Annotated in this window: 23 protein-coding genes; 7 read left to right on the forward strand and 16 right to left on the reverse strand. The window is 73.6% G+C overall.

Features of this window, described 5'->3' with window-relative positions; genetic code table 11:
* Nucleotides 1-52: 52 nt before the first annotated feature.
* A complete protein-coding gene (locus AAW13_RS24015; RefSeq protein WP_046728365.1) occupies nt 53-706 on the reverse strand; it encodes an HNH endonuclease family protein in 654 nt (217 codons plus the stop codon).
* A 412-nt stretch (nt 707-1,118) separates the two neighbouring features.
* Between AAW13_RS24015 and AAW13_RS24020 the strand changes: the two genes are divergently transcribed.
* Together AAW13_RS24020 and AAW13_RS24025 are read left to right on the forward strand one after the other, a co-directional pair.
* Nucleotides 1,119-1,700, forward strand: coding sequence for a TMEM165/GDT1 family protein (locus AAW13_RS24020; RefSeq protein ID WP_046728364.1), 582 nt, complete (start codon nt 1,119-1,121; stop codon nt 1,698-1,700).
* A gap of 205 nt (nt 1,701-1,905) precedes the next feature.
* Nucleotides 1,906-2,562 (forward strand): HAD-IA family hydrolase, encoded by a 657-nt coding sequence (locus tag AAW13_RS24025; protein ID WP_046728363.1) that lies wholly within the window; start codon nt 1,906-1,908, stop codon nt 2,560-2,562.
* 149 nt (nt 2,563-2,711) lie between these two features.
* Here AAW13_RS24025 and AAW13_RS24030 read toward each other — a convergent pair whose 3' ends face one another.
* Complete coding sequence (locus AAW13_RS24030) at nt 2,712-3,392, reverse strand: peptidoglycan-binding protein (protein ID WP_338059063.1); 681 nt, start codon at nt 3,390-3,392, stop codon at nt 2,712-2,714.
* Nucleotides 3,393-3,862: 470 nt separating this feature from the next.
* Here AAW13_RS24030 and AAW13_RS24035 point away from each other — a divergent pair, with 470 nt between their 5' ends.
* Entirely contained in the window at nt 3,863-5,896 is a 2,034-nt protein-coding gene (locus tag AAW13_RS24035; protein WP_046728360.1) for an MDR family MFS transporter, read from the forward strand.
* Here the strand turns inward: AAW13_RS24035 and AAW13_RS24040 are convergent.
* A complete protein-coding gene (locus AAW13_RS24040; protein ID WP_046728359.1) occupies nt 5,829-6,386 on the reverse strand; it encodes a GNAT family N-acetyltransferase in 558 nt (185 codons plus the stop codon). The genes AAW13_RS24035 and AAW13_RS24040 overlap by 68 nt on opposite strands.
* A gap of 160 nt (nt 6,387-6,546) precedes the next feature.
* Between AAW13_RS24040 and AAW13_RS24045 the strand changes: the two genes are divergently transcribed.
* The gene (locus AAW13_RS24045) at nt 6,547-7,194 is read left to right on the forward strand and encodes a hypothetical protein (protein WP_046728358.1); all 648 of its coding nucleotides are present in this window, start codon (nt 6,547-6,549) and stop codon (nt 7,192-7,194) included.
* A gap of 5 nt (nt 7,195-7,199) precedes the next feature.
* Entirely contained in the window at nt 7,200-8,009 is an 810-nt protein-coding gene (locus AAW13_RS47465) for a hypothetical protein (protein WP_052768499.1), read from the forward strand.
* Nucleotides 8,010-8,021: 12 nt separating this feature from the next.
* Here the strand turns inward: AAW13_RS47465 and AAW13_RS24055 are convergent, their stop codons facing one another.
* On the reverse strand, nt 8,022-8,456 hold the full coding sequence (locus tag AAW13_RS24055; protein WP_046728357.1) for a DnaJ family domain-containing protein: 435 nt from the start codon (nt 8,454-8,456) through the stop codon (nt 8,022-8,024).
* A 103-nt stretch (nt 8,457-8,559) separates the two neighbouring features.
* Between AAW13_RS24055 and AAW13_RS24060 the strand changes: the two genes are divergently transcribed.
* Complete coding sequence (locus tag AAW13_RS24060; RefSeq protein WP_046728356.1) at nt 8,560-8,949, forward strand: FHA domain-containing protein; 390 nt, start codon at nt 8,560-8,562, stop codon at nt 8,947-8,949.
* A 20-nt stretch (nt 8,950-8,969) separates the two neighbouring features.
* Here AAW13_RS24060 and AAW13_RS24065 read toward each other — a convergent pair whose 3' ends face one another.
* The 4 genes from AAW13_RS24065 to AAW13_RS24080 all read right to left on the reverse strand — a co-directional run bounded on the left by AAW13_RS24065 (nt 8,970) and on the right by AAW13_RS24080 (nt 14,439).
* On the reverse strand, nt 8,970-9,641 hold the full coding sequence (locus tag AAW13_RS24065; RefSeq protein ID WP_046728355.1) for an O-methyltransferase: 672 nt from the start codon (nt 9,639-9,641) through the stop codon (nt 8,970-8,972).
* A 108-nt stretch (nt 9,642-9,749) separates the two neighbouring features.
* The gene (locus AAW13_RS24070; RefSeq protein WP_046728354.1) at nt 9,750-10,946 is read right to left on the reverse strand and encodes a DUF2330 domain-containing protein; all 1,197 of its coding nucleotides are present in this window, start codon (nt 10,944-10,946) and stop codon (nt 9,750-9,752) included.
* Between the two features lie 249 nt (nt 10,947-11,195).
* Nucleotides 11,196-12,581 carry an MFS transporter gene (locus AAW13_RS24075; RefSeq protein WP_046728353.1) on the reverse strand — a complete coding sequence of 462 codons (1,386 nt, stop codon included), beginning with the start codon at nt 12,579-12,581 and terminating at the stop codon, nt 11,196-11,198.
* Between the two features lie 688 nt (nt 12,582-13,269).
* On the reverse strand, nt 13,270-14,439 hold the full coding sequence (locus tag AAW13_RS24080; protein ID WP_046728352.1) for a steroid 3-ketoacyl-CoA thiolase: 1,170 nt from the start codon (nt 14,437-14,439) through the stop codon (nt 13,270-13,272).
* 260 nt (nt 14,440-14,699) lie between these two features.
* On the opposite strand from AAW13_RS24080, the gene AAW13_RS24085 reads away from it, so the two are divergent.
* Nucleotides 14,700-15,935 (forward strand): cytochrome P450, encoded by a 1,236-nt coding sequence (locus AAW13_RS24085; protein ID WP_046728351.1) that lies wholly within the window; start codon nt 14,700-14,702, stop codon nt 15,933-15,935.
* A 104-nt stretch (nt 15,936-16,039) separates the two neighbouring features.
* Here AAW13_RS24085 and AAW13_RS24090 read toward each other — a convergent pair whose 3' ends face one another.
* The 8 genes from AAW13_RS24090 to AAW13_RS24125 form a co-directional block, all read right to left on the reverse strand.
* Complete coding sequence (locus tag AAW13_RS24090) at nt 16,040-16,726, reverse strand: YoaK family protein (protein WP_046728350.1); 687 nt, start codon at nt 16,724-16,726, stop codon at nt 16,040-16,042.
* 138 nt (nt 16,727-16,864) lie between these two features.
* The gene (locus AAW13_RS24095) at nt 16,865-17,278 is read right to left on the reverse strand and encodes an aggregation-promoting factor C-terminal-like domain-containing protein (protein WP_046728349.1); all 414 of its coding nucleotides are present in this window, start codon (nt 17,276-17,278) and stop codon (nt 16,865-16,867) included.
* A 288-nt stretch (nt 17,279-17,566) separates the two neighbouring features.
* On the reverse strand, nt 17,567-18,376 hold the full coding sequence (locus AAW13_RS24100) for an ECF transporter S component (protein WP_046728348.1): 810 nt from the start codon (nt 18,374-18,376) through the stop codon (nt 17,567-17,569).
* Nucleotides 18,373-20,340 carry an ABC transporter ATP-binding protein gene (locus tag AAW13_RS24105; RefSeq protein WP_079178938.1) on the reverse strand — a complete coding sequence of 656 codons (1,968 nt, stop codon included), beginning with the start codon at nt 20,338-20,340 and terminating at the stop codon, nt 18,373-18,375. The genes AAW13_RS24100 and AAW13_RS24105 overlap by 4 nt, the downstream gene beginning before the upstream one ends.
* Entirely contained in the window at nt 20,337-21,536 is a 1,200-nt protein-coding gene (locus tag AAW13_RS24110) for an energy-coupling factor transporter transmembrane component T (protein ID WP_071659670.1), read from the reverse strand. The genes AAW13_RS24105 and AAW13_RS24110 overlap by 4 nt, the downstream gene beginning before the upstream one ends.
* A complete protein-coding gene (locus tag AAW13_RS24115) occupies nt 21,529-22,167 on the reverse strand; it encodes an SCO2322 family protein (RefSeq protein ID WP_046728347.1) in 639 nt (212 codons plus the stop codon). Before AAW13_RS24115 ends, AAW13_RS24110 begins: the two co-directional genes overlap by 8 nt.
* The gene (locus AAW13_RS24120) at nt 22,164-23,366 is read right to left on the reverse strand and encodes a prenyltransferase/squalene oxidase repeat-containing protein (protein ID WP_046728346.1); all 1,203 of its coding nucleotides are present in this window, start codon (nt 23,364-23,366) and stop codon (nt 22,164-22,166) included. Before AAW13_RS24120 ends, AAW13_RS24115 begins: the two co-directional genes overlap by 4 nt.
* Before the next feature lie 325 nt (nt 23,367-23,691).
* Entirely contained in the window at nt 23,692-24,735 is a 1,044-nt protein-coding gene (locus tag AAW13_RS24125) for an ATP-grasp domain-containing protein (protein ID WP_046728345.1), read from the reverse strand.
* Between the last annotated feature and the right edge of the window lie 159 nt (nt 24,736-24,894).

The raw sequence follows: 24,894 nt of genomic DNA on the forward strand, positions 1-24,894 counted from the left end.
CCGTCGCCCCGTACGGTACGGAACGACGGAGGAGGGTGGGGAGGTTCCGGACTCAGCAGGCGGAGAGGTAGCTGGTGAGGGCGCTCTTCTCGGCGGAGTCGACGGAGAGGTTGTAGTAGTACTTCACCTGGACCCAGGCGCGGACGTAGGTGCAGCGGTAGGACGTGAGCGAGGGCATCCACTCGGCCGGGTCCTTGTCGCCCTTGGACTGGTTGACGTTGTCCGTGACGGCGAGGAGCTGCGGGCGGGTGACGTCGTTGGCGAGGGCCTCGCGCTGGGCGGTGGTCCACTTGCTCGCGCCGGAGTCCCAGGCCTCGGCGAGCGGGACGAGGTGGTCGATGTCGACGTCGGAGGCGGCGGTCCAGGTGGCGCCGTCGTAGGGGGAGTACCAGGAGCCGCTGGTGGCGGTGCAGGCGGAGTTGGTGACGACGTTCGTGCCGTCGCGCTTGAGGATCCACTCCCGGGTGTTGCAGGTGCCGCTGATGGTGTCCCAGGTCGGGAAGAGGTCGCGGTCGTAGCCGGTGCGGTTCTCGGTGGCCACGGTGAGCGAGGCGAGGTAGGTGCGGGCGGTGGCGGCGCTGACCGGGGTGGGGAGGGCGGCGGAGGCGCTGGGCGAGTTGAAGAGGGCGGCAGAGGCTATGAGTCCGGTGAGGGCCGCGAGTATGCTGACTCGTCGACGCGCGTAGAACTTCGAAGTGCGAGCCATGCGAACTCCCTGGTGGGGGTGGGGTGTTGGAGCGCGGGCGAGGGAATGCTCGCGCTGCCGCGTTGCCGGTGGGTGAGCGTTGGGTAAGAAGTTAGTGACGTGTTCATGACACGACAAGACGTGCGACGTGACTCACAGGCGCGATTCCCGGCCTTGGGATCGGTGGCGGGTTCACGTACTGTGGACGGAGTTGAAGGGGAGTAGCTCTTCGCCGGACCGTCGACATACTGCTCAGCCCGTCTGAGCCGGCGCCCGGAGGCGGACCTCGGTCAAGGGGTCGGCCAGCGAGACCTTCGGCAAGCAGTGCACCCCCGTGCCGTACGGCGCGGGCGACCGTGTGCTGCCCTGCCGAGGTGTTCGTCTGCGAAGCGCGGTGCTCTCGGTGGGGTGGCCCCCGACCGATTGAGGACCCTTGATCAGCATCACCGTGACGGCGCTCGTCTTCGGCGTCATCTTCCTCGCCGAACTGCCCGACAAGACCGCGCTCGCCGGTCTCGTCCTGGGCACGCGCTACCGGGCGTCGTACGTCTTCGCCGGGGTCGCCGCGGCCTTCCTGCTGCACGTCGTGCTGGCCGTCGCGGCCGGCAGCGTGCTGACCCTGCTGCCGCAGCAGATCGTGCACGCGATCACCGGTCTGCTCTTCCTCGGCGGCGCGGCCGTGCTGCTGCTGAAGAAGGGCGAGGAGGACGAGGAGATCCGCAAGCCCGCCGACCAGTCCTTCTGGAAGGTCGCCGGTACCGGGTTCATGCTCATCCTGGTCGCCGAGTTCGGCGACCTCACGCAGATCATGACGGCGAACCTCGCGGCGCGCTACGACGACCCGCTGTCCGTGGGCCTCGGCGCGGTGCTCGGTCTGTGGGCCGTGGCCGGGCTGGGCATCGTCGGCGGCAAGGCGCTGATGAAGAAGGTGCCGCTGCGGCTGATCACGCAGATCGCCGCCGTGCTGATGCTGGCGCTGGGCGTGTGGAGCCTGTGGGAGGCGTTCGCCGGCTGACCGGGCGGCGGTCCCGCGAGCTGAAGAGTCGGTGAACGGTCGGCGAAGGTGGTGGCGGGAGAGCCGCTCTGTTTTGTACCGTAGAGAAACAAAGTGGCTCCCGCCCGTTTTCCCTGACCGGCGGGCGGGGCCGCCTTGTCTGTTCCGGCCGTTTCCCGGCCCGTCTCTCCGGCCCGGTCCTCCCGGCCTGTTTAGGAGCTGCCCGATGACGGCCACCGTCCTCACCGCCCGCGCCCTCCTGCTCGACATGGACGGCACCCTCGTCAACTCCGACGCCGTCGTGGAACGCATCTGGCGGCGCTGGTCCGAGCGGCACGGGCTGGACGGCGACGAGGTCATGAAGGTCGTCCACGGCCGGCAGGGGCACGCTTCCATGGCGCTGCTGCTGCCGGACCGGCCGGTGCAGCGGAACCTCGCCGACAACGCGCGGATGCTGGCGGAGGAGACCGCCGACATGGACGGCGTGGTGGAGGTCCCGGGCGCGGCGGCCTTCCTCGCCTCGCTGGCCGGGCTGCCGCACGCCCTGGTCACCTCGGCGGACGTGCCGCTGTCGACGGCCCGGATGGCCGCCGCGGGCCTGCCGCTGCCGCGGGTGCGGGTGACCGCGGAGTCGGTGGGCGCGAGCAAGCCGGACCCGGAGGGTTTCCTGAAGGGCGCGGCCGAGCTGGGGGTCGACCCGGCGGACTGCGTGGTGTTCGAGGACTCCGGCGCGGGGATCGCGGCGGGGCGGGCGGCGGGGATGCGCGTGATCGGCGTCGGCCCGCGGGCGGGCCTGCACGGACCGGACGCGGTGGTGCGGGACCTGACGGAGGTGCGGATCGAGACGCTGGACGACGGCTCACTCCGGGTGCACGTCGGCTAGGGGCCGGCCGGCGTGGGTTTCGCCGGCGGGCGTGAGTGGAGCGACCCGCAAGGGGCGCTGGGGGTACCTCCGGCCGAAGGCTGGGGGAGGAACCGCGCGGCCGGCCCCACTCACCCGCACGTGCCCGCGACCGACGGCCCGCCGCCTCTCTACGGCTTCGTCGTCTCCGACTCCAGCTTCGCCCGCGTGGCCGCCCCGTACACCCCCGACTCGTCCGTCAGGACGCCGCGCGTCACCTGGTACGTACGGACCCCGCTCTCGGTCCTGCTGTCGTACTCGCCGGAGGCGTCCCCCGAGTACAGCCCCACCTGCTTCAGCCGCAGCTGGAGCTCCGTGACCTCGGCCCCGCTGTCGCCGGGGCGCAGCACCGGCGGCGTCGACGGCTGCGCGGACGCCGACGTCCCCGTCACCGGCGCCGACCGGGTCGGCGTGGCCGAGCGGGACGGGGTGGGGGACGGGCTCGCGCCCGACGGCGTGGCGGACGGCTCCGCCGAGGCACTGGGGCTCGCCGACACGGACGGTGACGCCGACGTCGCGGACGCCGTCGGCGACGTCGGCGCGGCGGCCGAGGGCGACCCCGGCGTCACGTCCGGCACACTCTCCCGGACGCTCTCGGGCCCCGCCCCGTCCCGCGTGGGCGTCAGATGGGCGAAGAGCCCGCTCACGAATCCCGCCACGGCGAGGACCGCCACCACCGCCCCGGCCACGGACAGCAGCAGCGCCCGCCGTGAACGCCGGCGGGGCCGTTCCTCCGGAGCCGGCGGGCCGGGCGCGTCGGATACGTCGTCGTACGGCGCTGCCCCCGCGTCGGCGTCCGGCACCGTCCGCATCGGCACCGTCGGCTCCCCCGGCGGCACCGGCACCGCCACCGGCACGGTCTCCGCCCCTCCGGCGGCCCCTCCGGCACCCGCCGCGTCGTGGCCGTCCTGGCCGTCGTGGCCGTCGAGCCCGATGTAAGGCCGTATCCGCAGCGGGTCGAAGTCCTCCGCCGCGGCCTGCTCCGCCGTACGCGCGTCGCGCAGGGCGTCGGACGCCCGCTGGTTGCAGTCGCAGGAAGGCGAGCCGTCCGGCCGCCTCGGTGCCCCGCACTCCGGGCACTGGCGACCCTCGGTCGTATCCGTCACGGCGTCCGTCCCTCCCCTTGCAAACCCCCCTTACAAACTCCACAGATTATGCGGAGCACCCACACGTACGTTCGCGGGAACCCCCGGGCTCAAGGGGTCGCGAAGAGGATTCGACGGGCCATAACGGGTGAGACCGGCCACGATGGAGAATGGTTGACGCAACCCGGGAGGTCTCCATGGCCGTGGACGCCACGCACGCGACGGCGAAGGAAGCGGAACAGGTCCCCGGCGGTGTGCTCGTCCCGATCGGCGCGCTGCTGCTCGGGCTGCTGCTGGCCGCGCTGGACCAGACCATCGTGTCCACCGCGTTGCCGACCATCGTCAGCGACCTGGGCGGTCTGGAGCACCTGTCCTGGGTGGTCACCGCCTATCTGCTGGCCTCCACCGCCGCCACCCCGCTGTGGGGCAAGCTCGGCGACCAGTACGGGCGCAAGCGGCTCTTCCAGCTCGCGATCGTGATCTTCCTGATCGGGTCGGCGCTGTGCGGGATGGCCCAGGACATGGGCGAGCTGATCGGCTTCCGCGCGTTGCAGGGGCTCGGCGGCGGCGGGCTCATGGTGCTGTCGATGGCGATCGTGGGCGACCTCGTGCCACCGCGCGAACGCGGCCGCTACCAGGGCCTGTTCGGTGCCGTCTTCGGCGCCACCAGCGTGCTCGGGCCGCTGCTCGGCGGGGTGCTCACCGAGCAGCTCAGCTGGCGCTGGGTGTTCTACGTCAACCTGCCGGTCGGCGTCGTCGCGCTCGCGGTGATCGCCGCCGCGCTGCACATCCCGCGCCGCACCGCCCACCACGTCATCGACTACCTCGGCACCCTGCTGATCGCCGCCGTCGCCACCTGCCTGGTGCTGGTCGCCTCGCTGGGCGGGACGACCTGGGCCTGGGGTTCGGCGCGGGTCGTCGGACTCGCGGTGCTCGGGGTGGTCCTCGCCGTCGCCTTCGTCGCCGTCGAGCGGCGGGCCGCCGAACCCGTCCTCCCGCTGAAGCTCTTCGGCATCCGGACCTTCACGCTCGCCGCTCTGATCAGCTTCATCGTCGGCTTCGCGATGTTCGGGGCGATGACCTACCTGCCGACCTTCCTCCAGGTCGTGCACGGCATCTCGCCGACCCTGTCGGGCGTGCACATGCTGCCGATGGTGGTCGGCCTGCTGCTGTCGTCCACGCTCTCCGGCCAGGTCGTCAGCCGAACCGGCCGCTGGAAGGTGTTCCCGGTGGCCGGCACCGCGGTGACCACGATCGGGCTGCTGCTGCTCCACCGGCTCGACGAACACAGCCCGACCGCCGAGATGAGCGTCTACTTCTTCGTCTTCGGCCTGGGCCTCGGCCTGGTCATGCAGGTCCTGGTACTGATCGTGCAGAACTCCGTCTCGTACGAGGACCTGGGCGTCGCCACCTCCGGCGCGACCTTCTTCCGTTCGATCGGCGCCTCCTTCGGGGTCGCCATCTTCGGTTCCGTCTTCGCGAGCCGCCTCGCCGACAAGCTGGCGGACGCCTTCCGGGGCGTGCGCCTCCCGCCGGGCGTCACCCCGGGCGCCCTCAAGGCCGACCCGCGCGGCATCGCCGTGCTGCCGCCCGCGCTGCGCCCGGCGGCGCTGCACGCGTACGCGTCCTCGATCACCGACGTCTTCCTGTACGCGGCCCCGGTGGCCGCCCTCGGCTTCGTGCTGGCCTGGTTCCTCAAGGAGGACCGGCTGCGCGGCTCGGTCACCGCGCCGGACGCCTCGGAGACCCTTCCGCCCAACCCGGTGCAGCGGTCGTCGTACGACGAGTGCTGCCGGGCCCTGTCGCTGCTCGGGACGCGCGAGGGGCGCCGGGAGGTCTACCGGAAGATCAACGAGCGGGCCGGAGTGGACCTGGTGCCCGCGGCCGGCTGGCTGCTGCTGCGGATCCGCAGGTACGGCTCGGTGGAACCGGGGCAGCTCGCCGAGCGCGGGGCCGTCCCGCTGACCGTGGTGCTGGAGGGCGCCCGGCAGCTGGAGGAACGGCGCCTGGTGGACCGGCTCGGTCTCGACCTGACCGCGACCGAGCAGGGCCGGGAGACCGCGGAACGGCTCGCCAGGGCCCGGGAGGAGTCCCTGGCCGAACTCCTCGGCGACTGGTGGGGCCCGGACCGCCCCACCGACCTGGACCGCCTGGTGCGGGAGCTCACCGACGAGCTGTGCGGGACCGAACGTGAGCAGCCCCGGAACCCGGCGGCCCGGCAGGCCGGTTGACGAGCTCCTTGCGGAACCAGTGCTCGGCGTAGACGTCGTCGTTGTGCCGCTCGGTCTCGGTGTAGCCGAGCCGCGCGTACAGGGCGCGGGCCTCCACCAGGTCGGAACGGGTGTCCAGCACCATCCGTGCCGCGCCCAGGGCACGGGCCGCGTCCTCGGCCGCCGCGACGAGGAGCGCGGCACCGCCCAGGCCGCGTCGGCCCTCGGCCACGAACACCCGGGTGAGTTCGGCGGTGCCCGGTCCGAGCAGCCGGACACCGGCGCTGCCGGCCGGCTCGCCCTCGTACCGGGCGATCAGCAACCGGCCGGTGGGCGGGGCGAGTTCGGACCCCGTGCGGGCCGCGATCTCGCGCTCCAGCTCGGCCGGGTCGGTGCGCCGGTTCTCGTGCAGCAGGTACCAGCGGTCGCTGACCGCGGTGTAGTACGCCCGCCAAAGGGCCGTCGCGGCGGGGGAGTCAGGCGGTTCCGGGGTGATCGTCCAGGAGGTCATGACCCGTATCCCAGGCCGCACCGGGCCACCCGCGCAACCGGATATCGGTGACCTCGGGGCGGCCTGGCGGCCGGCAAGTACCGCCCGCTGTTTGCGGAGCGCGGTCCGGGTCACCCGAAGAGAGAGCCGGCCCGTCGGGCCGAGACACCGGAAGGCAACCATGTCCACAGGCTTGATCATCGCGATCGTGATCGTGGCCGCCGTGGTCGTAGTCGCGGCCGTACTGGCCATGCGCTCGCGGAACAAGGGCCCGGGAAACCTGAAGCGGCGCTTCGGACCCGAGTACGAGCGGACCGTGGCCCAGCACGGCGGTGACACCAACGCGGCCGAACGTGAGCTCGCCGAGCGCGTGGAGCGCCACGGCGACCTGCACGAGCGACCCCTGGAACCGGCGGAACGCGAGCGGTACGCGGCTCGCTGGACGACCGCACAGGAACACTTCGTCGACTCGCCCCGCGAGTCCGTGACCGAGATCGACCGGCTGCTCGCCGAAGTGGCCGCCGCCCGTGGCTTCCCGGCCGGCGCCGAGTACGAGGACCAGGTCGCCGCGCTCTCCGTGCACCACGCCGACCACGTCGACGGTTACCGCCGTGTCCACCGGGCCGCCGTGGCGCCCGTGGGCGGCGCTCCGCAGAACCAGGCCGGTACCGAGGAGATGCGCAGGGCCATGATCGAGGCCCGCTCCCTCTTCGAGGACCTGGTCACCTCGTCCACCGGTGAGCACGGCCGCCACCGCGCCGGTGTCGGGGCCGACACCGGCGGCCATATGCCCTGGTCCGCCGACCCGAGCCGTCCGAAGGAGAGCTGACCGACATGACCGACGCGAAGACAGGACCGGGCCGCCGTCCGGCGGGCGGCGACGTGTATCCCGGCGGCGAGCCGCTGCCGGGCCGCGAGGAGCAGACCACCGACTGGGGCGACGCCTCCGTCAGCGGTGTCACCCCCGGCCAGGAGGAGGCGGCACCGGAACCCACCGGCCGCCACGACGACGGCCGCCACGACGACGGCCGCACGGGCGCCGGGTCCGGCGCCGGGGAGTCCGGCCCGGCCGTACTGGTGGCCGGCGACGGCCCGGGCCACGAGACGGACACCGGGCGTGGGACGGAAGCCGGGCGTGGGACCGACATCGGGCGGACGGACGCCGGACGGACGGGCGCCGGGCGTGGGACCGACACCGGGCGGACGGGCACCGGGCGGGCGACGGGAACCGCGCGTTCGGTGGACGCGGGGCTCGGGGCGGGCGCCGGGCGTGGGACGCACGCCGGGACCGAGGGGAGGACCGACGGAACCCTCGGACGCGAGACGGCCGTTGGCCGGCAGACGGACGCCGAGGCCGACGGCGAGCGGCTGATGCCGAACGAGGAGCGCGGTCAGCTGGAGCGGCGGCTGCGGCACGCCGTCGCCGGTTTCGTCGACGAGCCGCGCGCGGCCGTGGAGGAGGCCGACCGGGCCGTCGAGGAACTCAGCGCCCGCCTGACCGACGCCGTCGAGCGCCGTCGCCAAGCCCTGCGAGGCAGCTGGCAGGCGGACGGCGGGGACCGGCCGGGCACGGCCGACACCGAACAGCTCCGGCTGGCCCTGCGCGACTACCGCGAACTCGCCGACCGGCTGCTGCACATCTGAGTCACCACCGAGTCACGCCTGCGGGTCCGGTTCCGCCGTGCCCGCCGCCGCCCGGCGCTCCCGCCACTCGCGTACGACCTCCTCGACGTCGTACGGCTTCTTGCCCAGCGGGGGCCCGGGCGGCGGCTTGAACATCATGTCGCGGATCCTGACGTTGACCTCCGTGATGATCTTCCGGACGATCCGCTCCGAAGGTGCCGCCAGGGCCGCCGCGAGCGCGTCCTCCGCCTCCTTGCGCAGCGCGAGCGTCGGCGGCAGCATCGCCAGCCCCTCGCGGGCCATCTTCCGCTTGACCCACCACAGTTCGTCATAGGGCGTGTCCAGGACCGCCGGCAACGGCTGCCCCGCGCCCGGCAGTTCGTCGAACTCCCCGCGCCGCTGGGCATCTCGGATCTGCTTGTCGACCCAGGACTCGAACGGTACCCCGGGTGGCTTTCGCTCGGTCATGACACCATTGTGCCGGACGCGGATCCGCCGGGCGTTTTATCATGCGGCCGAGATCCAGCAGGGATCTCAGGGAAGACCCAGGAACCGCGCAGGGGGAACGCACGTGCTCGAACTCACCATGGCCTCCGTATCCGGGGAGACGGGCGAAACGGCCGGAATGCTCATGGCCGACGCACCCAGCGACCCGGGCGCCGTGCTGCGGGTGGGCCGCGACGCCTCCGTCTGCCGGCTCGCCACGCCCGACGACTGGCTGTTCGTCTCCCGGGTGCACCTGGAGTTCCTGTGCGGGACCGAGGGCGGCTGGCAGGTCACCTGGCTGCGCGGCTCCCAGGCGGAACCCTCCTCCGAGGTGCTGCTGAAGGTCGGGGAGTACGCCCAGGCCATCACCTACGGCGGCACGGTCGCGCTGCCGCGGGGCGGCTCCGGCGAGATCGTCGTCCGGGACCGCACCGCCCCGCGCAGTGTCAACGTGGGCTTCTACCACGAGGGTTGACGGGGGCGAGGGCCGGCCGGTCAGGCCAGGACCCGGGCCAGGGCGAAGCCGTCGTACCCCTTGCTGCCGACCGTCTGGATCGCCGTGCCGCTCAGCCTCGGGTGCGCGGCGATCAGCTCGATCGCGGCACGGGTGCCGACCACGTCCGGTTCGGCGCTCCCGGCGTCCACGACCCGGCCGCCGCGCACCACGTTGTCGACGACGATCAGGCTGCCGGCCCGGGTGAGCCGCAGCGCCCACTCCACGTAGTGCGGGTTGTTGGCCTTGTCGGCGTCGATGAAGACCAGGTCGAAGGGGGCCGGGTTCTCGTCGGCGAGCTTGGGCAGCGACTCCAGGGCGGGCCCGACCCGCACCTCGACGAGCCGGTCCAGACCGGCGCGGGCGATGTTGCGGACCGCCACCTCGGCATGCCGGGCGTTGTACTCCAGCGAGACCATCCGGCCGTCGGCGGGCAGCGCCCGCGCCAGCCAGATGGTGCTGTACCCGCCGAGGGTGCCGATCTCCAGGATGCTGTGGGCGTCCTGGATCTGCGCGAGGAGCTGGAGGAGCTTGCCCTGGTTGGCGGTGACGTTGACGTGCGGCAGCTCGCTCGCCTCGCTCTCGCGCAGGGCCGCCTGGAGCGCGTCGTCGTCCGGTGACAGATGGCTGGTGAAGTAGAAGTCGACGTCGTCCCAGAGCTGAGAGCCGCTCATGCGTCCGCTGCCTTTCGCCTGTCCAGGAGGCTGTCCCCTGACAGCCACCTGGATAGCACTACTGAGAGGGTCGCCGCGACGGTGATCCACCGCCCCGGCGGCCGGAACTCAGCCGATCGGCGCAGGGGGCCGCGGGGGGCGCGGCGGCTGCCCGGGGGGCTGTGCCGGTGGCGGTGGCTGAGTGGGCGGTGGCGGCCCGGTGGGCGGTGGTGGCGGTGCCGGACGGCGGGATCGCCGTACCGCGGCCAGCGACATCACCGTGACGACCAGCAGCAGCGCGCCGCCCACCGTCGCCAGCCAGGCCGGGACGCCCGCCACCGTGCTCAGCCGGTCCGTGTAGACGACCTGCTGGAACGGTGTGTCGGAGGCCGCCCGCCGCAGCACGTGGTCGCCGGAGATCCGGGACGGGTACGGGAACTCCTGGCCGATCGCCGTCAGGTACGGGGTGCCGGCGGCGAGCTCGCGCAGGGCTCCGGCCGGACGGCTGAGCCGGCCGGCGTAGACGACCCGGGGGCGTTCACCGCCGATCGCGGTGCGCGGCTCCATCCGGTGCGCGGCGAGGACGTACAGACCGAGCGACTGCGGGGTGGCGGCGAGCCTGGACAGCCGCATCGGGTAGACCGGCCGGTCGCTGGCGAACGCGAGGTGCAGGGGGTCCAGGGCGCCGTGCAGGGTGGTGTTCGCGGTCTCGGGGGCGAGCCTGACCGCGACGTACTCCCAGCGCTCGGCGACGTACGGGGCGAGGGCGCCGCTCAGCCGGGGCGGGAGCGCGAAGCCGTTGCCCCGCAGCCAGCCGTCCAGGGCGCCGGGGTCGGTGGCGGTCAGCTGGGCCACGTCGAAGGGGCCGAGCCGCTGGCGCTCGACCACGCCGACGCCGGGGGGCTGGGCGCCGACGCCGGGCGGGACGGGCGAGGTGGCGCCGCCGGTGGTCAGCGGCCAGTCGCCGTCCGTGGGCCAGAAGTGGTGGCGGGTGCGGTGCACCGGGGCGGTGAGCGTGTGCAGCTGGTCGAAGAGGGCCGGGTCGGCGAGGGCGACCGTGGCGCGGTGCGGGACGGGCATGATCCAGGCGGCGCGGTCGGCGTCGCCGTCCACCGTCAGACGCATCACGATCTGCTCGCGGGCGCCGTCCCAGCGCAGCACCGACTCCTCCCGGCCGACGGTGACCTGCCGGGTCGCGTCGGGCACCAGGGCGCCGCAGGCGCAGGCGTACGCGGGGGCGGCGAGGGAGCCGAGCTGGAGGGCGGCGAGGACGAGCAGGACCGCGAGTAGACGTGTGCGTCGGCGGGGTCGCCGCTGGCCGCTCATGAACCGATGCCCTCCGCTGCCGTCGAACAGGACTTCAGACGGTATAGCGGAGGGCGTGGTTCCGGGGCCGTTCCGTACAGCTACCGTCTGTCGACCGACAGTACGGACGGGGCGGCCGGTCGGTTCGAACGGGCTGATGAACGCGGTCTCCCGGCTGCCGGCTCGCGGGGCCTGGCCGCGGGGCCTGGCCGCGCGGTTCCTCCCCTGCCTCCGGCCGGGGGCGCCCCCAGCGCCCCCGCGGGGCGCGTCTCAGGGGGACTGCTCGATCGACGGTGCCGAGCCCGGCAGCGGCTTTCCGGCCGTCTCCGACATGCGCCAGGCCGCGAAGCCGCCGATCACCGCCGCCGCCATCATGTAGTAGGCGGGCATCATCATGTTGCCGGTCGCCCCGATCAGGGCCGTCACCACCAGCGGGGTCGTGCCGCCGAAGAGGGAGACCGAGACGTTGAAGCCGATCGACAGGGAGCCGTAGCGGACCCGGGTCGGGAAGAGGGCCGGGAGGGCCGCCGGCATCGCCGCGGTGAAGCAGACCAGGAGCAGGCCCAGGGCGCCCATGCCGAGGCCGACCGCGAGCAGGCTGCCCTGGCGGATCAGCAGCAGCGCCGGGACGGAGAGGGCGAGGAAGCCCGCGCAGCCCGCGGCGATGACCGGACGGCGCCCCACGCGGTCGGTGAGCGCTCCCGCGAACGGCTGGACGATCATCATCAGCGCCATCACACCGAGGACGACCAGCAGGCCGTGCGTCTCGTCGTACTTCAGCTCGCTCGTCAGGTAGCTCGGCATGTACGACAGCAGCATGTAGTCCGTGACGTTGAAGACCAGGACCAGGGCCATGCACAGGAGCAGGGCCTTCCACTGCCCGGTGATCATCTCGCGCAGCGGGACCTTCGGGCGGGACTGCTCGGCCTTCGCCACCTCCGCCGCGAACGCCGGGGTCTCCTCCAGGCGCATCCGCAGGTAGAGGCCGACGATGCCCATCGGGCCCGCGATCAGGAACGGGACGCGCCAGCCCCAGGACGTCAGGTCGTCGGAGGAGAGCAGTGCCGTCATGAGGGTCACCAGGCCGGCGCCGCCGATGTAGCCGGCCAGCGTGCCGAACTCCAGCCAGCTGCCGAAGAAGCCGCGCTTCTTGTCCGGCGCGTACTCGGCGATGAAGGTGGACGCGCCCGCGTACTCGCCGCCGGTGGAGAAGCCCTGCACCAGGCGGGCGGCGAGGAGCAGGACGGGGGCGCCGACGCCGATCGCCGCGTAGGAGGGGATCAGGCCGATCGCGAAGGTGCCCGCCGCCATCATGATCATGGTCACGGCGAGGACCTTCTGGCGGCCCACGCGGTCGCCGAGCGGTCCGAAGACCATGCCGCCGAGCGGCCGGACCAGGAAGGCCGCGGCGAAGGCGCCGAACGTGGAGAGCAGCTGGGCGGTCGGGCTGCCGGACGGGAAGAAGACCTTGCCCAGCGTCACCGCGATGTAGCTGTAGACGCCGAAGTCGAACCACTCCATGGCGTTGCCCAGCGCGGCCGCCTTCACGGCGCGTTTCACCAGCGCGGGGTCGGTGACCGTGGGCGCGGGTGCCGGTGCGGCCGGACGGGGGCCGGGGAACTTGACGGACGGGGTGACGGCTGTGACGGTCGCCAAAACGGGGCTCGCCTACCTTTCGACGGGGACAGGGCGCGGCCCGTACGGCGCCGGACGGGTCGGAAAGCGACGATAGGAGCACTTGGTGCCGTTACGTCGCGTACGCGAGTAGCTGCAATGTGCAGCTAAATGCGCTGTATGCAGGGGCGTATGCCCGCCCGCGGCGCTTCATGCGGGCCGCGCACTGTGATCCTTCTCGCGCTCCGCCGACGCAACCGGGCCCCGAACCGCCGTCTTCGGGCCGTCTTCGGGCCGTCATCGGGCCGTCATCGGGCCGTCTTCGGGACAGAACGCAGACCGCTGTCAGGTGAAGAGGGGGTTGCCCGCGTCTCCGTCAGCCGGGGGTGGGGGCCTCGGGGGTTCTCGGATCAGACGAGTGAACGCGGACGGGGCGACAGGCCGACGGGGCGTGGCGAAGGTGGAGCACGGGCACGCCGTTCGGCGGACCGGCGCTCAAGCCGCTCATCGAGGCCGCCCGGCAGGCCCTCGGCCGGTGAGCCGGCGTACCTCGCTGCTGCCCCCCGGTTGCCATCAGCCTGCCGATGTTCTCGCTGCCGGTCCGCACACGCTCCGGCTCGGCCGGACCGGCATCATCCCGGTACTGCTGGTGCTCGGGGCGCGCTGGAGCGCGGCCGCCGGCCCCACGCGCGCACTCCGCCCTCGCGCTGGTTCCGCCGTGCCTGGTGCGTTATAGCCGCTGGATGATCGTCCCGGTCGCGAGGCCGCCGCCGGCACACATTGTGACCAGGGCGAACTCCTTGTCCGCGCGCTCCAGTTCGTGCAGCGCGGTGGTGATGAGCCGGGCGCCGGTGGCCCCCACAGGATGGCCGAGGGCGATCGCGCCGCCGTTGACGTTGACCTTGTCCAGGTCCTGCCCGAAGACCCGGGCCCAGCTCAGCACCACCGACGCGAAGGCCTCGTTGATCTCGACCAGGTCGATGTCCTTCAGGGTCATGCCCGCCTTGCCGAGCACCGCCCGGGTGGCGTCGATCGGGCCGTCGAGGTGGAAGTGCGGGTCGGCGCCGACCAGCGCCTGGGCGACGATCCGGGCCCGGGGCCGGAGCTTCAGCGCCCGCGCCATCCGCTTCGACGCCCACATGATCGCGGCCGCCCCGTCGGAGATCTGCGAGGAGTTGCCCGCGGTGTGGACCGCGGTGGGCATGACCGGCTTCAGGCCCGCCAGCGCCTCCGCCGACGTGTCGCGCAGCCCCTCGTCCTTGTCGACGAGCCGCCACATGCCCTGCCCGGCGTGCTGCTCCTCCTCCGTCGTGGGCACCTGCACGGCGAAGGTCTCCCGCTTGAAGCGCTCCTCGGCCCAGGCATGCGCCGCCCGCTCCTGCGAGAGCAGCCCGAGCCCGTCGACGTCCTCCCTGGTCAGGTCCCGGTTGCGGGCGATGCGTTCGGCGGCCTCGAACTGGTTGGGCAGGTCGACGTGCCACTCGTCGGGGAACGGTTTGCCCGGCCCGTGCTTGGAGCCCGAGCCCAGCGGCACCCGCGACATCGCCTCGACCCCGCAGCTGATCCCGACGTCGATGACCCCGGCGGCGATCATGTTGGCGGTCATGTGCGAGGCCTGCTGCGAGGAACCGCACTGGCAGTCGACGGTGGTGGCCGCGGTCTCGTACGGCAGCCCCATGGTCAGCCAGGCCGTGCGCGCGGGGTTCATGGACTGCTCGCCGGCGTGGGTCACCGTGCCGCCGACGATCTGCTCGACGGCGTCGGCGGGGATGCCGGTGCGGCCGAGGAGTTCACGGTAGGTCTCGCCCAGCAGGTAGGCGGGATGCAGGTTGGCCAGCGCGCCACCGCGCTTGCCGATGGGGGTGCGTACGGCTTCGACGATCACGGGTTCCGCGGCCATGGGGGCTCGGTCCTCTCCTCGGTCACCCGCGCGGCGCAGGGGCGTCCCGGCCCGGCCCGCCACGCAGAACTAGAACGCGTACTAGTTCTGTGTGCAGTCTGCTGACAGGCTGTGCACAACCGCAAGGGGCTTGCGCGCAATTGGGGCGACCGTGCCCCTTGCGACTTGTAGAACTCGTTACTACCGTCACGGCAACCGTCGTTTTCTGACGGATCGTCAGAATGCTTCTCAGGCCTGTACACGGTGGGAGTGAGCCGCCCATGCCCTGTCCCGCGCTGCCCGACGGGTTCGACCTCACCGACCCCGACCTGCTCCATCACCGGGTGCCGCTCCCGGAGTTCGCCGAACTGCGCCGGTCCGAACCGGTCCGCTGGATCGAACAGCCGCACGGCCTCGCCGGGTTCGCAGACGACGGCTACTGGGCCGTCACCCGGCACGCGGACGTCAAGTACGTCTCCACGCACCCCGAGATCTTCTCGTCCTGGCTCAACACGGCGATCATCCGCTTCGGCGAGCACATGCAGCGGGACGCGATCGACGCCCAGCGGCTGATCCTGCTCAACATGGACCCGCCGGAGCACACCCGGGTCCGCCAGATCATCCAGCGCGGCTTCACCCCGCGCTCCATCCGCGCCCTGGAGGAACGGCTGCGCGCCAGGGCCGGGGCGATCGTCGAGGCGGCCCGCGCCCACTCCGGCCCCTTCGACTTCGTCACCGAGGTCGCCTGCGAGCTCCCCCTCCAGGCGATCGCCGAACTGATCGGCATCCCGCAGGACGACCGGGCCAAGATCTTCGACTGGTCCAACAAGATGATCTCGTACGACGACCCGGAGTACGCGATCACCGAGGCGGTGGGCGCCGAGTCGGCCACCGAACTGATCGCCTACGCGATGAACATGGCCGCCGACCGCAAGCAGTGCCCGGCCAAGGACATCGTCTCCACGCTGGTGGCGGCGGAGGACGAGGGCAACCTGAACTCCGACGAGTTCGGCTTCTTCGTGCTGATGCTCGCGGTGGCCGGCAACGAGACCACCCGCAACGCCATCACGCACGGCATGCACGCCTTCCTGACCCACCCCGGGGCCTGGGACCTCTACAAGCGCGAGCGCCCGGCGACCACCGCCGAGGAGATCGTCCGCTGGGCCACCCCCGTCAACTCCTTCCAGCGCACCGCCACCCAGGACACCGAACTGGGCGGCAAGCTGATCCGCAAGGGCGACCGGGTCGGCGTCTTCTACGCCTCCGCCAACCACGACCCCGAGGTCTTCGCCGACCCCGACACCTTCGACATCACCCGCGACCCCAACCCCCACCTCGGCTTCGGCGGCGGCGGCCCGCACTACTGCCTCGGCAAGTCGCTGGCCGTCCTGGAGATCGACCTGATCTTCAACGCGATCGCCGACGCGATGCCGGACCTGCGGCCGGTCGGCGACCCGGACCGGCTCCGCTCGGCGTGGATCAACGGGGTGAAGCACCTGAGGGTCACCACGGCCTGACCCCTCCCTGCGCGGGCCGACGGCTCCCGGCGCCGCCGGCCCGTCCCGAGGGAGGCAGGAGCAACCCCCCTACGCCCCGTTCCTGCCTCCCCCGAGACGCCGCCTCACTCCCGTCCCGACGCGGCCACCGTGAACACCCCGGAGACCGCCGCCGCCACGAGCAGCGGAATGCCCAGGCCGTGGTGGAGGACCAGGAACGTGCCCAGCACGGCACCGGCGATCAGCGCGAGGACCGCGGCCGCACGGCGCGGGGAGCGGCTGCTCGTGGCGTCGCCGAACCGGGACTCGGAGACCAGCCCGGTCAGGGTCGTCGTCAGGACCGTGGTCGCCGTGAGGTCGGGCACGCCCAGCTTGCGGACGTTCGCGTTGCGCAGGCCCATCGCGAAGGCGGTCAGCGCGATCAGCGGGTACGTGGTGGCCCTGCCGTCCGGCAGGGCGAAGGCCAGCGCGGCGGACCCGGCCAGCAGGACCGCCTCCGCCGCCAGGATCACCCGCGTCCACGTCCGCCGGGAACCGCCGCCGAACCGGCCCGCGACCCGGCCGCCCAGCGTCGCGCCCGCGACGAAGCAGGCGAGGGAGGTCGCCGAGCGCGCGACGGAGAACCCGGGCGCCCCGGCGGCGGCGAAGCCCAGGATCACGATGTTGCCGGTCATGTTGGCGGTGAAGACGTGCCCCAGGCCGAGATAGCTCACCGCGTCGATCAGGCCGCTCACCGTCATCAGCGCCAGCAGCACGACCACCAGCCGCACGCCGCGGGTCTCGGGATCGCGGTTCGGGGTCGCCGCGGACATCGCTCCTCCGGGGGTGTGGCGGGCGGGGCCGGGTGGCTCCGGGCGACCAGTCCACCACGTCCGGACATGCGTCGGCACCCTCGCCCCAGGGAGGAGGGGGCGAGGGTGCCGGAGTGCGGGGGAGAGGCGTCGGGCGGCTCAGTACCAGCCGTTGGCCTGCCAGAAGCTCCACGCGGCGGTCGGGCTGCCGTAACGGGAGTTCATGTAGTCCAGGCCCCACTTGATCTGGGTGGCCGGGTTGGTCTTCCAGTCGGAGCCCGCGGACGCCATCTTCGAGCCCGGCAGCGCCTGGACCAGACCGTAGGCGCCGGAGGACGAGTTGGTGGCGGAGGGGTTCCAGCCGCTCTCGTGCGAGACGATCTTGCTGAACGCGTTGAACTGCGCGGCGTCCGGAATCATCTTGTGCGCGATCGCCTGGGCGGAGGAGGCCGAGCCGGTGGCGGCCTGGGCGGGCGCCGCGCTCAGTGCCATACCGGCGGTGGCGGCGGCCACGGCGGCGGCGGTGAGGACCTTCTTCGGGGAAGCGATGCGGCGGATGATGTTCACGGACACGGAGAACCTCGTTCGTCGGGGACAGGGGGTCGCCGTGCTCCGGAAGCCTGTGGTGCCTGGCGACGTCGTCCAGAGAAGCAGGCCCGAAATCCGTCCGCAATCACCCCTTTTACTAGTTGTGGTCGCATAGGCGGTGATAGTCCGCTGTGTGGCGTGGCTCTCAAACCGCAGGTCAGCGGGGGTGGCGAAACGGACATAACGGAGAAGGGTGACTACTGTTCCGGATCGTAGGTGACGTGCGTCATGTGGGGTGCTTCACCGGCCCGGTCACGCCGCGCCCACGACGGCTCACGCACCGGGACCGTCGAAGGTGACCGCGGTCTCGAAGGCGGCCCGCCTGGTCGCCCGGCGCAGCGCCCGCAGCAGGGCCGGGCCGAGGAGCAGGGTCAGCACGACCGTGCACAGGGCCCGGCCCAGGTTCCAGCCCATGGCGGTGGCCAGGCTGTAGGCGAGGAAACGGGCCAGGTTGGCGGCGGCCCCGGCGTGCGGATCGAAGGCGATGTCCGAGGAGGTACCGGACAGCAGCGGCCAGCCGGCCAGGTCCACGACCATGCCGTAGGCGAACGCGGCCGCGAACCCGTAGCCCGCGAGCAGGACGAGCTCCGCCCGCCCCCGCAGCCGCACCGGCCCCGGCAGCAGCCCGGCCCCCATCGTGAACCAGCCCATCGCCAGCATCTGGAACGGCAGCCACGGCCCCACCCCGCCGGTGAGCAGCGCCGACGCGAACATCGTGAGCGAGCCCAGGGTGAACCCGAAGCCCGGTCCGAGCACCCGCCCGCTGAGCACCATCAGGAAGAACATCGGCTCGATCCCGGCGGTGCCCGCGCCGACCGGCCGCAGCGCCGCCCCGGTCGCGGCCAGCACACCGAGCATGGCGACCGCCTTCGGACCCAGCCCGGACTCGGAGATCGTCGCCGCCAGCACCGCGACCAGCAGCACCAGCAGACCCGCGAAGAGCCAGGGCGCGTCCTGGGCGTGCGAGGCGATCCGTGAGGTGGGCGGGGCGAGGAACGGCCAGCCGATCGCGACCACGCCGACGGCACTGACGAGGAGGAGCGCGGCGAGCGAGCGGGGGCCGAGCCGGACCGGACCGCTCATGCCGACGCCTCCGTCTGTTCCGTCTGCTCTTCGGTCTGTCCTTCCGTCTGCTCTTCCGTCTGCCCTTCGGTCTTCCCTTCGGTCTGTGCCTCGGCCTGTGCTTCGGTCTGTGCCTGGGTTTGTGCTTCGGCCTGTGCCTGGGGCTGTGCCTCCGTCGGTGCCTCCCCCAGGGCCTCGCGGACCTGGGCCACCGTGAGCCACCGCTGTGGGGCGAGCACCTTCGTCACCTGCGGGGCGAAGGACGGCGAGGAGACCACGATGTCGTCCGTCGGCCCGTCCGCGATCACCTCGCCGTCCGCGAGCAGCACCACCCGGTGCGCGATCTCGGCGGCCAGCTCCACGTCGTGGGTGGCCAGCACGATCGCGTGCCCGTCGGCGGCGAGCGCGCGCAGCACACCCACCAGCCGGGCCTTCGCCGCGTAGTCCAGGCCCCGGGTCGGCTCGTCCAGCAGGAGCAGCGGCGGCCGGGCGGTCAGTACGACGGCCAGCGCGAGCGCCAGCCGCTGTCCCTCGGACAGATCCCGCGGATGCGTGCCGTCGGCGACCCCGGGCAGCAGCCCCGACACCAGCTCCCGGCAGGTCCCGGGCGCCGCCCCGGCGTCCCGGTCGGCGGCCGCGCACTCGGCGCCGACCGTGTCGGCGTACAGCAGGTCACGGGGTTCCTGCGGCACCAGCCCGACCAGGCGTACGAGGTCACGCGGGCGGCTGCGGTGCGGGGCGGCGCCGCCGACCCGGATGCCTCCCGCGCTCGGCGTGACGAGCCCGACCAGGGCGCCGAGCAGGGTGGACTTCCCGGCGCCGTTCCGTCCCATGAGCGCGACCGTCTCACCGGGCGCGACCGTGAGATCGACCCGCCGGAGCGCGTCGATCCCCTCCCGCCGCACGGCGAGCCCCCGCACCTCGGCCGCCGGATCCGCGGCTCCGCCTGCCGGTTCCGCAGTTCCGTCGGCCGCCTCCGCAGCCCCGTCGGCCGGCCACTGGTGAGGGACCCCCGCCCGCCGGGCCTCCGGGGCCCGCCCGCCGAGCCGGTTCAGCACCCGCACGGCGAGCGACGCCGGGGCGGTCCCGGGAGGCTGCTCGGTGACGTGCCTCGGCGTCCGCTCGGCGGGCCGGTGTGCGACTCGCGTGCCCTGCTGCCGCGGGGAGCGGTCGGTGAGACGGTCGCGCAGTGCGGCGGCCCGGCGGCGGGCGTCGCGCACCGTCATCGGCAGGGGGGACCAGCCGGCCAGCCGGCCCAGCTGCACCACCGGCGGACACACCGGGGACACGGCCATCACCTCGGCGGGGGTGCCGGTCACCGGCGCCGCTCCCGCACCCGGCAGCAGCACCACCCGGTCGGCGTACTGCACCACCCGCTCCAGCCGGTGCTCCGCCATGAGGACCGTCGTCCCCAGGTCGTGCACCAGCCGTTGGAGCACGGCCAGCACCTCCTCCGCGGCGGCCGGATCCAGCGCCGAGGTCGGCTCGTCCAGCACCAGGACCCGAGGATGCGGGGTGAGCACCGAGCCGATCGCCACCCGCTGCCGCTGCCCGCCCGAGAGCGTCGCGATCTGCCGGTCCCGCAGCTCGGCGAGCCCCAGGAGATCGAGGGTCTCCTCCACCCGGCGCCGCATCACGCCCGGCGCGATCCCCAACGACTCCATTCCGTACGCGAGTTCGTCCTCCACCGTGTCGGTCACGAAGTGGGCGAGCGGATCCTGCCCCACCGTGCCCACCACGTCGGCGAGTTCACGCGGCGGGTGGGTGCGGGTGTCCCGGCCCGCGACCGTCACCCGGCCGCGCAGGGTGCCGCCGGTGAAGTGCGGCACCAGTCCGCTCACGGAGTTGAGCACCGTCGACTTGCCGGTCCCGGACGGCCCCACGAGCAGGACGAGTTCACCCTCCGGCACCTCGAAGTCGATGCCCTGGACGGCCGGCCGGGCAGCGTCCTCGTACGTCACGGAGACATCCTCGAAGCGGATCACGACGGCTCCTCCTTCGGGTCCTTCACAACGATCAGGGCGGGCAGCAGCCCGAGCAGCACGGCGGCCGCCGGCCACAGCGGAAGCGCCGGGGCGACCAGCGGTACGACCCCGGGACGCAGCGCGTCCGGATCGCGGGCCCCGGCGAGCGTGAGCAGCCCCGCGACGGCCGCCCCCGCCCCGGACACCAGCCAGGCGCGTGCGTCCCAGGGATCAGGCCGGTAGCGGGTCCGCAGCGAACGGCGGCCGCCCAGCCGCAGTCCCGCCAGCGCGGCCCCGACCCCGGCCAGCAGCAGGGGCAGCCCGTAGCCGCCGCCCTCCGCGGTGAGCAGCCCGTACGTGCCCGCGCACACCCCGAGCAGCCCGCCGAGGGTGAGCGCGGCCGTCGTACGGCGGACCCGGTCCGGAACGTCGGCGCTGCGGCCGTAACCGCGCGCGTCCATCGCGGCGGCGAGCGCGACCGAACGCTCCAATGCCCCCTCCAGCACCGGGAGTCCCACCTGGAGCAGTCCGCGGACCCCGGAGTCGGGGCGCCCGCGCAGCCTGCGGGCGGCCCGCAGCCGCTGGGCGTCGGCGATGAGATGCGGCGCGAAGGTGAGCGCGACGACCACGGCCACCCCCATCTCGTACAGGGCCCCGGGCAGCGACTTCAGCAGCCGGGCCGGATGGGCGAGGGCGTTCGCGGCACCGACGCAGATCAGCAGGGCGGCGATCCGGAGCCCGTCGTACAGGGAGAAGACGAGCCCCTCGGCGCTGACCCGGCCGCCGAGCCGGATGCCCTGGGCCCAGTGCGGAAGGGGCACTTCGGGAAGGGTGACGAGGGTGTGCGAACCGGGGACGGGCGAGCCGAGCACCACGGTGAAGGCGAGGCGCACGACCAGCACGGCGAGGGCGAGCCGGGCGAAGGCACCGTAGGAACGGGACCAGGGGCCCGGGGTGCGGCAGGCGGCCACGACGTACCCGGTCACCGCGACGAGCAGCCCGAGGAGCAAGGGATTGGAGGTACGGGACGCGGCCACCCCGAGCGACAGCGACCAGACCCACCAGGCACCGGGATGGACGGTGAAGCGGCGACGACGCCGGGGCCGCGGGGATCTCGCCCCGGCGGCACGACCGGCCGCGGCCGGGACGTGCCCCGTCAGGGGCGCGGGGATCCGCGCGACCGGCCGCCGGACACCCGCACCGTGACGATCACGCATTCTTCCGCCGCCGGGCCTGCCAGAACGCCCCCGCCGCCAGGGCCACGACCACCCCCGACCCGGCCAGCAGTCCCACCGACGGACCGCTGCCCGGCTTGCCTTCCGCCGTCGCCGTCACCTGCTCCCCGCACCCTTTCGCGGGATACCCGGCGATGGCGCACAGCAACGCGTTCGTGTCGTACCGCAACGGCTTCGCCACCGCGGCCAGCGCCTCCGCCGACGTCGCGTCGCCGGGCACCACCGCGCACGCCGTCCGGCGCGCCGGCGGCTTCTCGCCCGACGGCGCGTCCGCCGGTGTGCCGAAGTCGAGGACCAGCGCGACCCGCTTCTTCCCCCGGACCGCGTCCGTCCCGGCGCAGACCGTGCCGAAGTCCGCGGCCCCGCGGGGCCGCGACGCGTCGCCCGAGTCCTCGCTCACCGCGAAGCGGAACCCCTCCACCGCGCCGTCGGCCGGCCGCGCCGTGGCCGGACCCTGCGTGGCGTACGTCCAGCGGCCGCCGTCCCGCTCCCAGAAGGACCAGTAGCGGTAGCCGGCGGCCTGCGCCTGCCCCGCCGAACACAGGGCCAGCAGTACGCCGAGGGCCGGCAGCACGGTCAGGAGCAGCGGCTGCGCACGGCGGCCCGCCGTCACGGCTGCTGCTTCCGGCGGCCGCTGAACAGGAAGCCGATGCCGATGCCGGCGACCAGACCCGTGCCGACGATCCACCAGACGCCGGCGCCCGACGACGTCCGCTCCTCGGTGTGGGCCGCGGCCGTCCGCGGCGCCGGCCCGGTCGCGGCGAGCGACGCCACCAGGTCCGTACCGCCGAAGTCACGCGGGTTCGCGCCCATCGCGTGCGCGGCGAAGACCAGTTCGGCGTAGGCCGCGGGTCCGCTCAGCTTCGCCCAGGGCGTGGCATGGGCCGCCAGCCAGGCGTACGGCTTCCTCGCCTGCTCCGTCCAGCCCTGCGCGGCCAGCGCGACGACCGCGTCGGCGGTGTTGCCGTAGTCCGGCTGCGGCGCGGCACCGGCGAGCGCGGAGACGAGGTAGCCCTTGGCGGCCAGGGTGTCCGTCAGGTAGGCGGCGCCGTTGCGCGCCACCTCCGTGCGCGTCAGCGCCTTGCCGGAGTCGGCGCAGGCAGGACCCTGCGCCGAGGCCTTGCCGGCGGTCGCCACGAACCCCTTGCCGAGTGCGGCCAGCACCCCGGCCGCGGTCGCGTCCGCGTTGGCGGCGAGCCCGCCCTTCTTGTCCGGCTGGTAGGCGAGCCCGCCGCCGCCGTCCTGGTCGCAGCGGACGGACCACTTCGACAGCAGGTCGTACGGCGTCCGGTCGGCCCGCGCGCCGGCCGCGGTGAGCGCGCCGACGACGACGGACGTCGAGTTGGTGTCGCTGCCGCCGCCGGGCGTGTAGCTCCAGCCGCCGTCCGTGTTCTGCACGGACTTCAGCCAGGTCACCGCCCTGCCGACCGCGTCGTCGTGACCGCCGACCGCCTTCAGGGCCTGGACGGCGGCCGCCGTGCTGTTCGTGTCGACCGTCACCTTGGCGTCGCACGCGGCCGCCGGCTCGGCCCGGAACGCGGCGAACGAGCCGTTCGCGCACTGCTGCCCGGTCAGCCAGTCCACCGCCTTCGTGGCCGGGGTCACCCCGACCGTGCGCTGGGCGAGCAGCGCCAGGGACTGCCGCCAGACACCGTCGAACTTGGGGTCCGCGCTGCCGTACAGCCCCGAGGGGCGGACCGTCGAGGCGGACGGGGACGGGGTGCCGGCGGCCAGGGCGGCCGTCGCGGGCGTGGCCGCGCCGATGACGGCGGTGGCGGCCAGCACCGCGGCGCTGCGGCGGAGGACGTTCATGATCGGCGGCTGCCTCTCCCTGCTCGGGAGCCGGGCAGCGCGGGACACCCCGGCGGCTCGGCTCCGTGACCTCGACGGTGCCGTGTGCCGACGGACGCCGGCACACCTGAGCCGTGCAACGTCCCGGGCGGGGTGGTCCGGCTTGCCGATCGGCGGCTCACGGACAGGGGTCTCCCCGGTTCGAGCGAAGCCGAGAAATGGGGAAGGGGCGGCGTCGGGTTTGCACCGGCTTCCCCCCGTACGGGTGATGACGACCCCCGCTACCTTACCGGCCGGTTCGGGGAGGCTGAGAGGCGGCTGTGCGACAACGGCCGGGCGGACGTCCTCAGGCCGCGGTAGCGACCGGGTCGATGGCCGCCGACAGGTGGCGGGCCAGCCGGCGCAGGGCGCCGTCGCAGTCGGCCGGGGTCTCGCCGACCGCGACCCAGAGCGCGAGCCGGTCGGCGTCGGTCGCGTGCGGGCCGGCGGTGACGAGACCGCCGGGCTCCCGGGTGAGGATCATGCGGTCGGCGCCGGGCTCCCGGGCCGCGTCGGGGGAGAGTTCCAGGTGGTCGAGGCGGCCGGTGACGGCCGGATAGGCGAACTGGACCGCGGCCGCCCGCTGCCGGGTCGGCGTGGTGTCGGGCAGTTCGCCGGTGGCGAGCGCGGCCGCGGCCCGGGCGAGGTCGACGCCGGTGGCCCGCCTGACGAGCAGCGGGATCAGGTCGCCCGGCAGGTGGGGGGTGACGTCGGTGACCCGGGGGCCGCGGTCGGTGAGCTGTAAGCCGATGTGCAGGACGCCCCGGGTGACGCCGAGAGCGTGCACGGCACGGTCGACGGCCAGCCGCAGGAAACGGTTGTGCAGCAGACCGTCGTGGGCGTGCACGGTGTGCCGCAGCGGCCGCCGGGCGGGCGCCGGGCCCGGCGCCGTCCTGGTGATGGCGGCGATCCGGATCTCCCCGTCCAGGACGACGGTCTCGGCGCTCACCCGGGGCGTGCCGGGATCCTCGGCGGGGTCGCCCGTGGGGACGTTGCCGGCGGCCAGCAGCGCGCGCAGGGCGGCCGGGTCGGCGCAGGCGGCGGCCGTGGCGGGGGAGAGGCCCGGCAGCCCCGACTGCGCGGCGATCCGGGCGGCGGCGACCACGTACTCGCCCGACTGGGTCAGCACGCCACGGACCCGGTGCCGGGCCGCGAACCGCACCACCGCCGAAGCCGTCGCCCCGCCCTTGCCGGGGTCCGCCGCGAGGTGACCGGCCAGGTACGGGAGCGCCCAGGCGGGCGGCGCGGCGTCCACCAGCAGCACCGGGCGGACCGCGGCGACCCGGGCCAGCGTGAACTCGTCGTAGGCGCGCCGGCGGCCGGCGCCGAGGAGCAGGACGGGCTGCGGCATCGGTTCGCCTCACCTTCGCGGGGAGGAGGCGGGGCGGCGGTTCGCCCCCGGCCGCCACTCCCCCGTAGGCGGCACCCGGAGCGGTTCGGTTCGACCGTGGCCTGGTGGGGGTGATCCTTTCCTGCCGAACCGTCACATGTCAACGATTGCTGCCCAATT

It is taken from the genome of Streptomyces humi (genome assembly GCF_001005085.2).
Lineage (GTDB): Bacteria > Actinomycetota > Actinomycetes > Streptomycetales > Streptomycetaceae > Streptomyces > Streptomyces humi.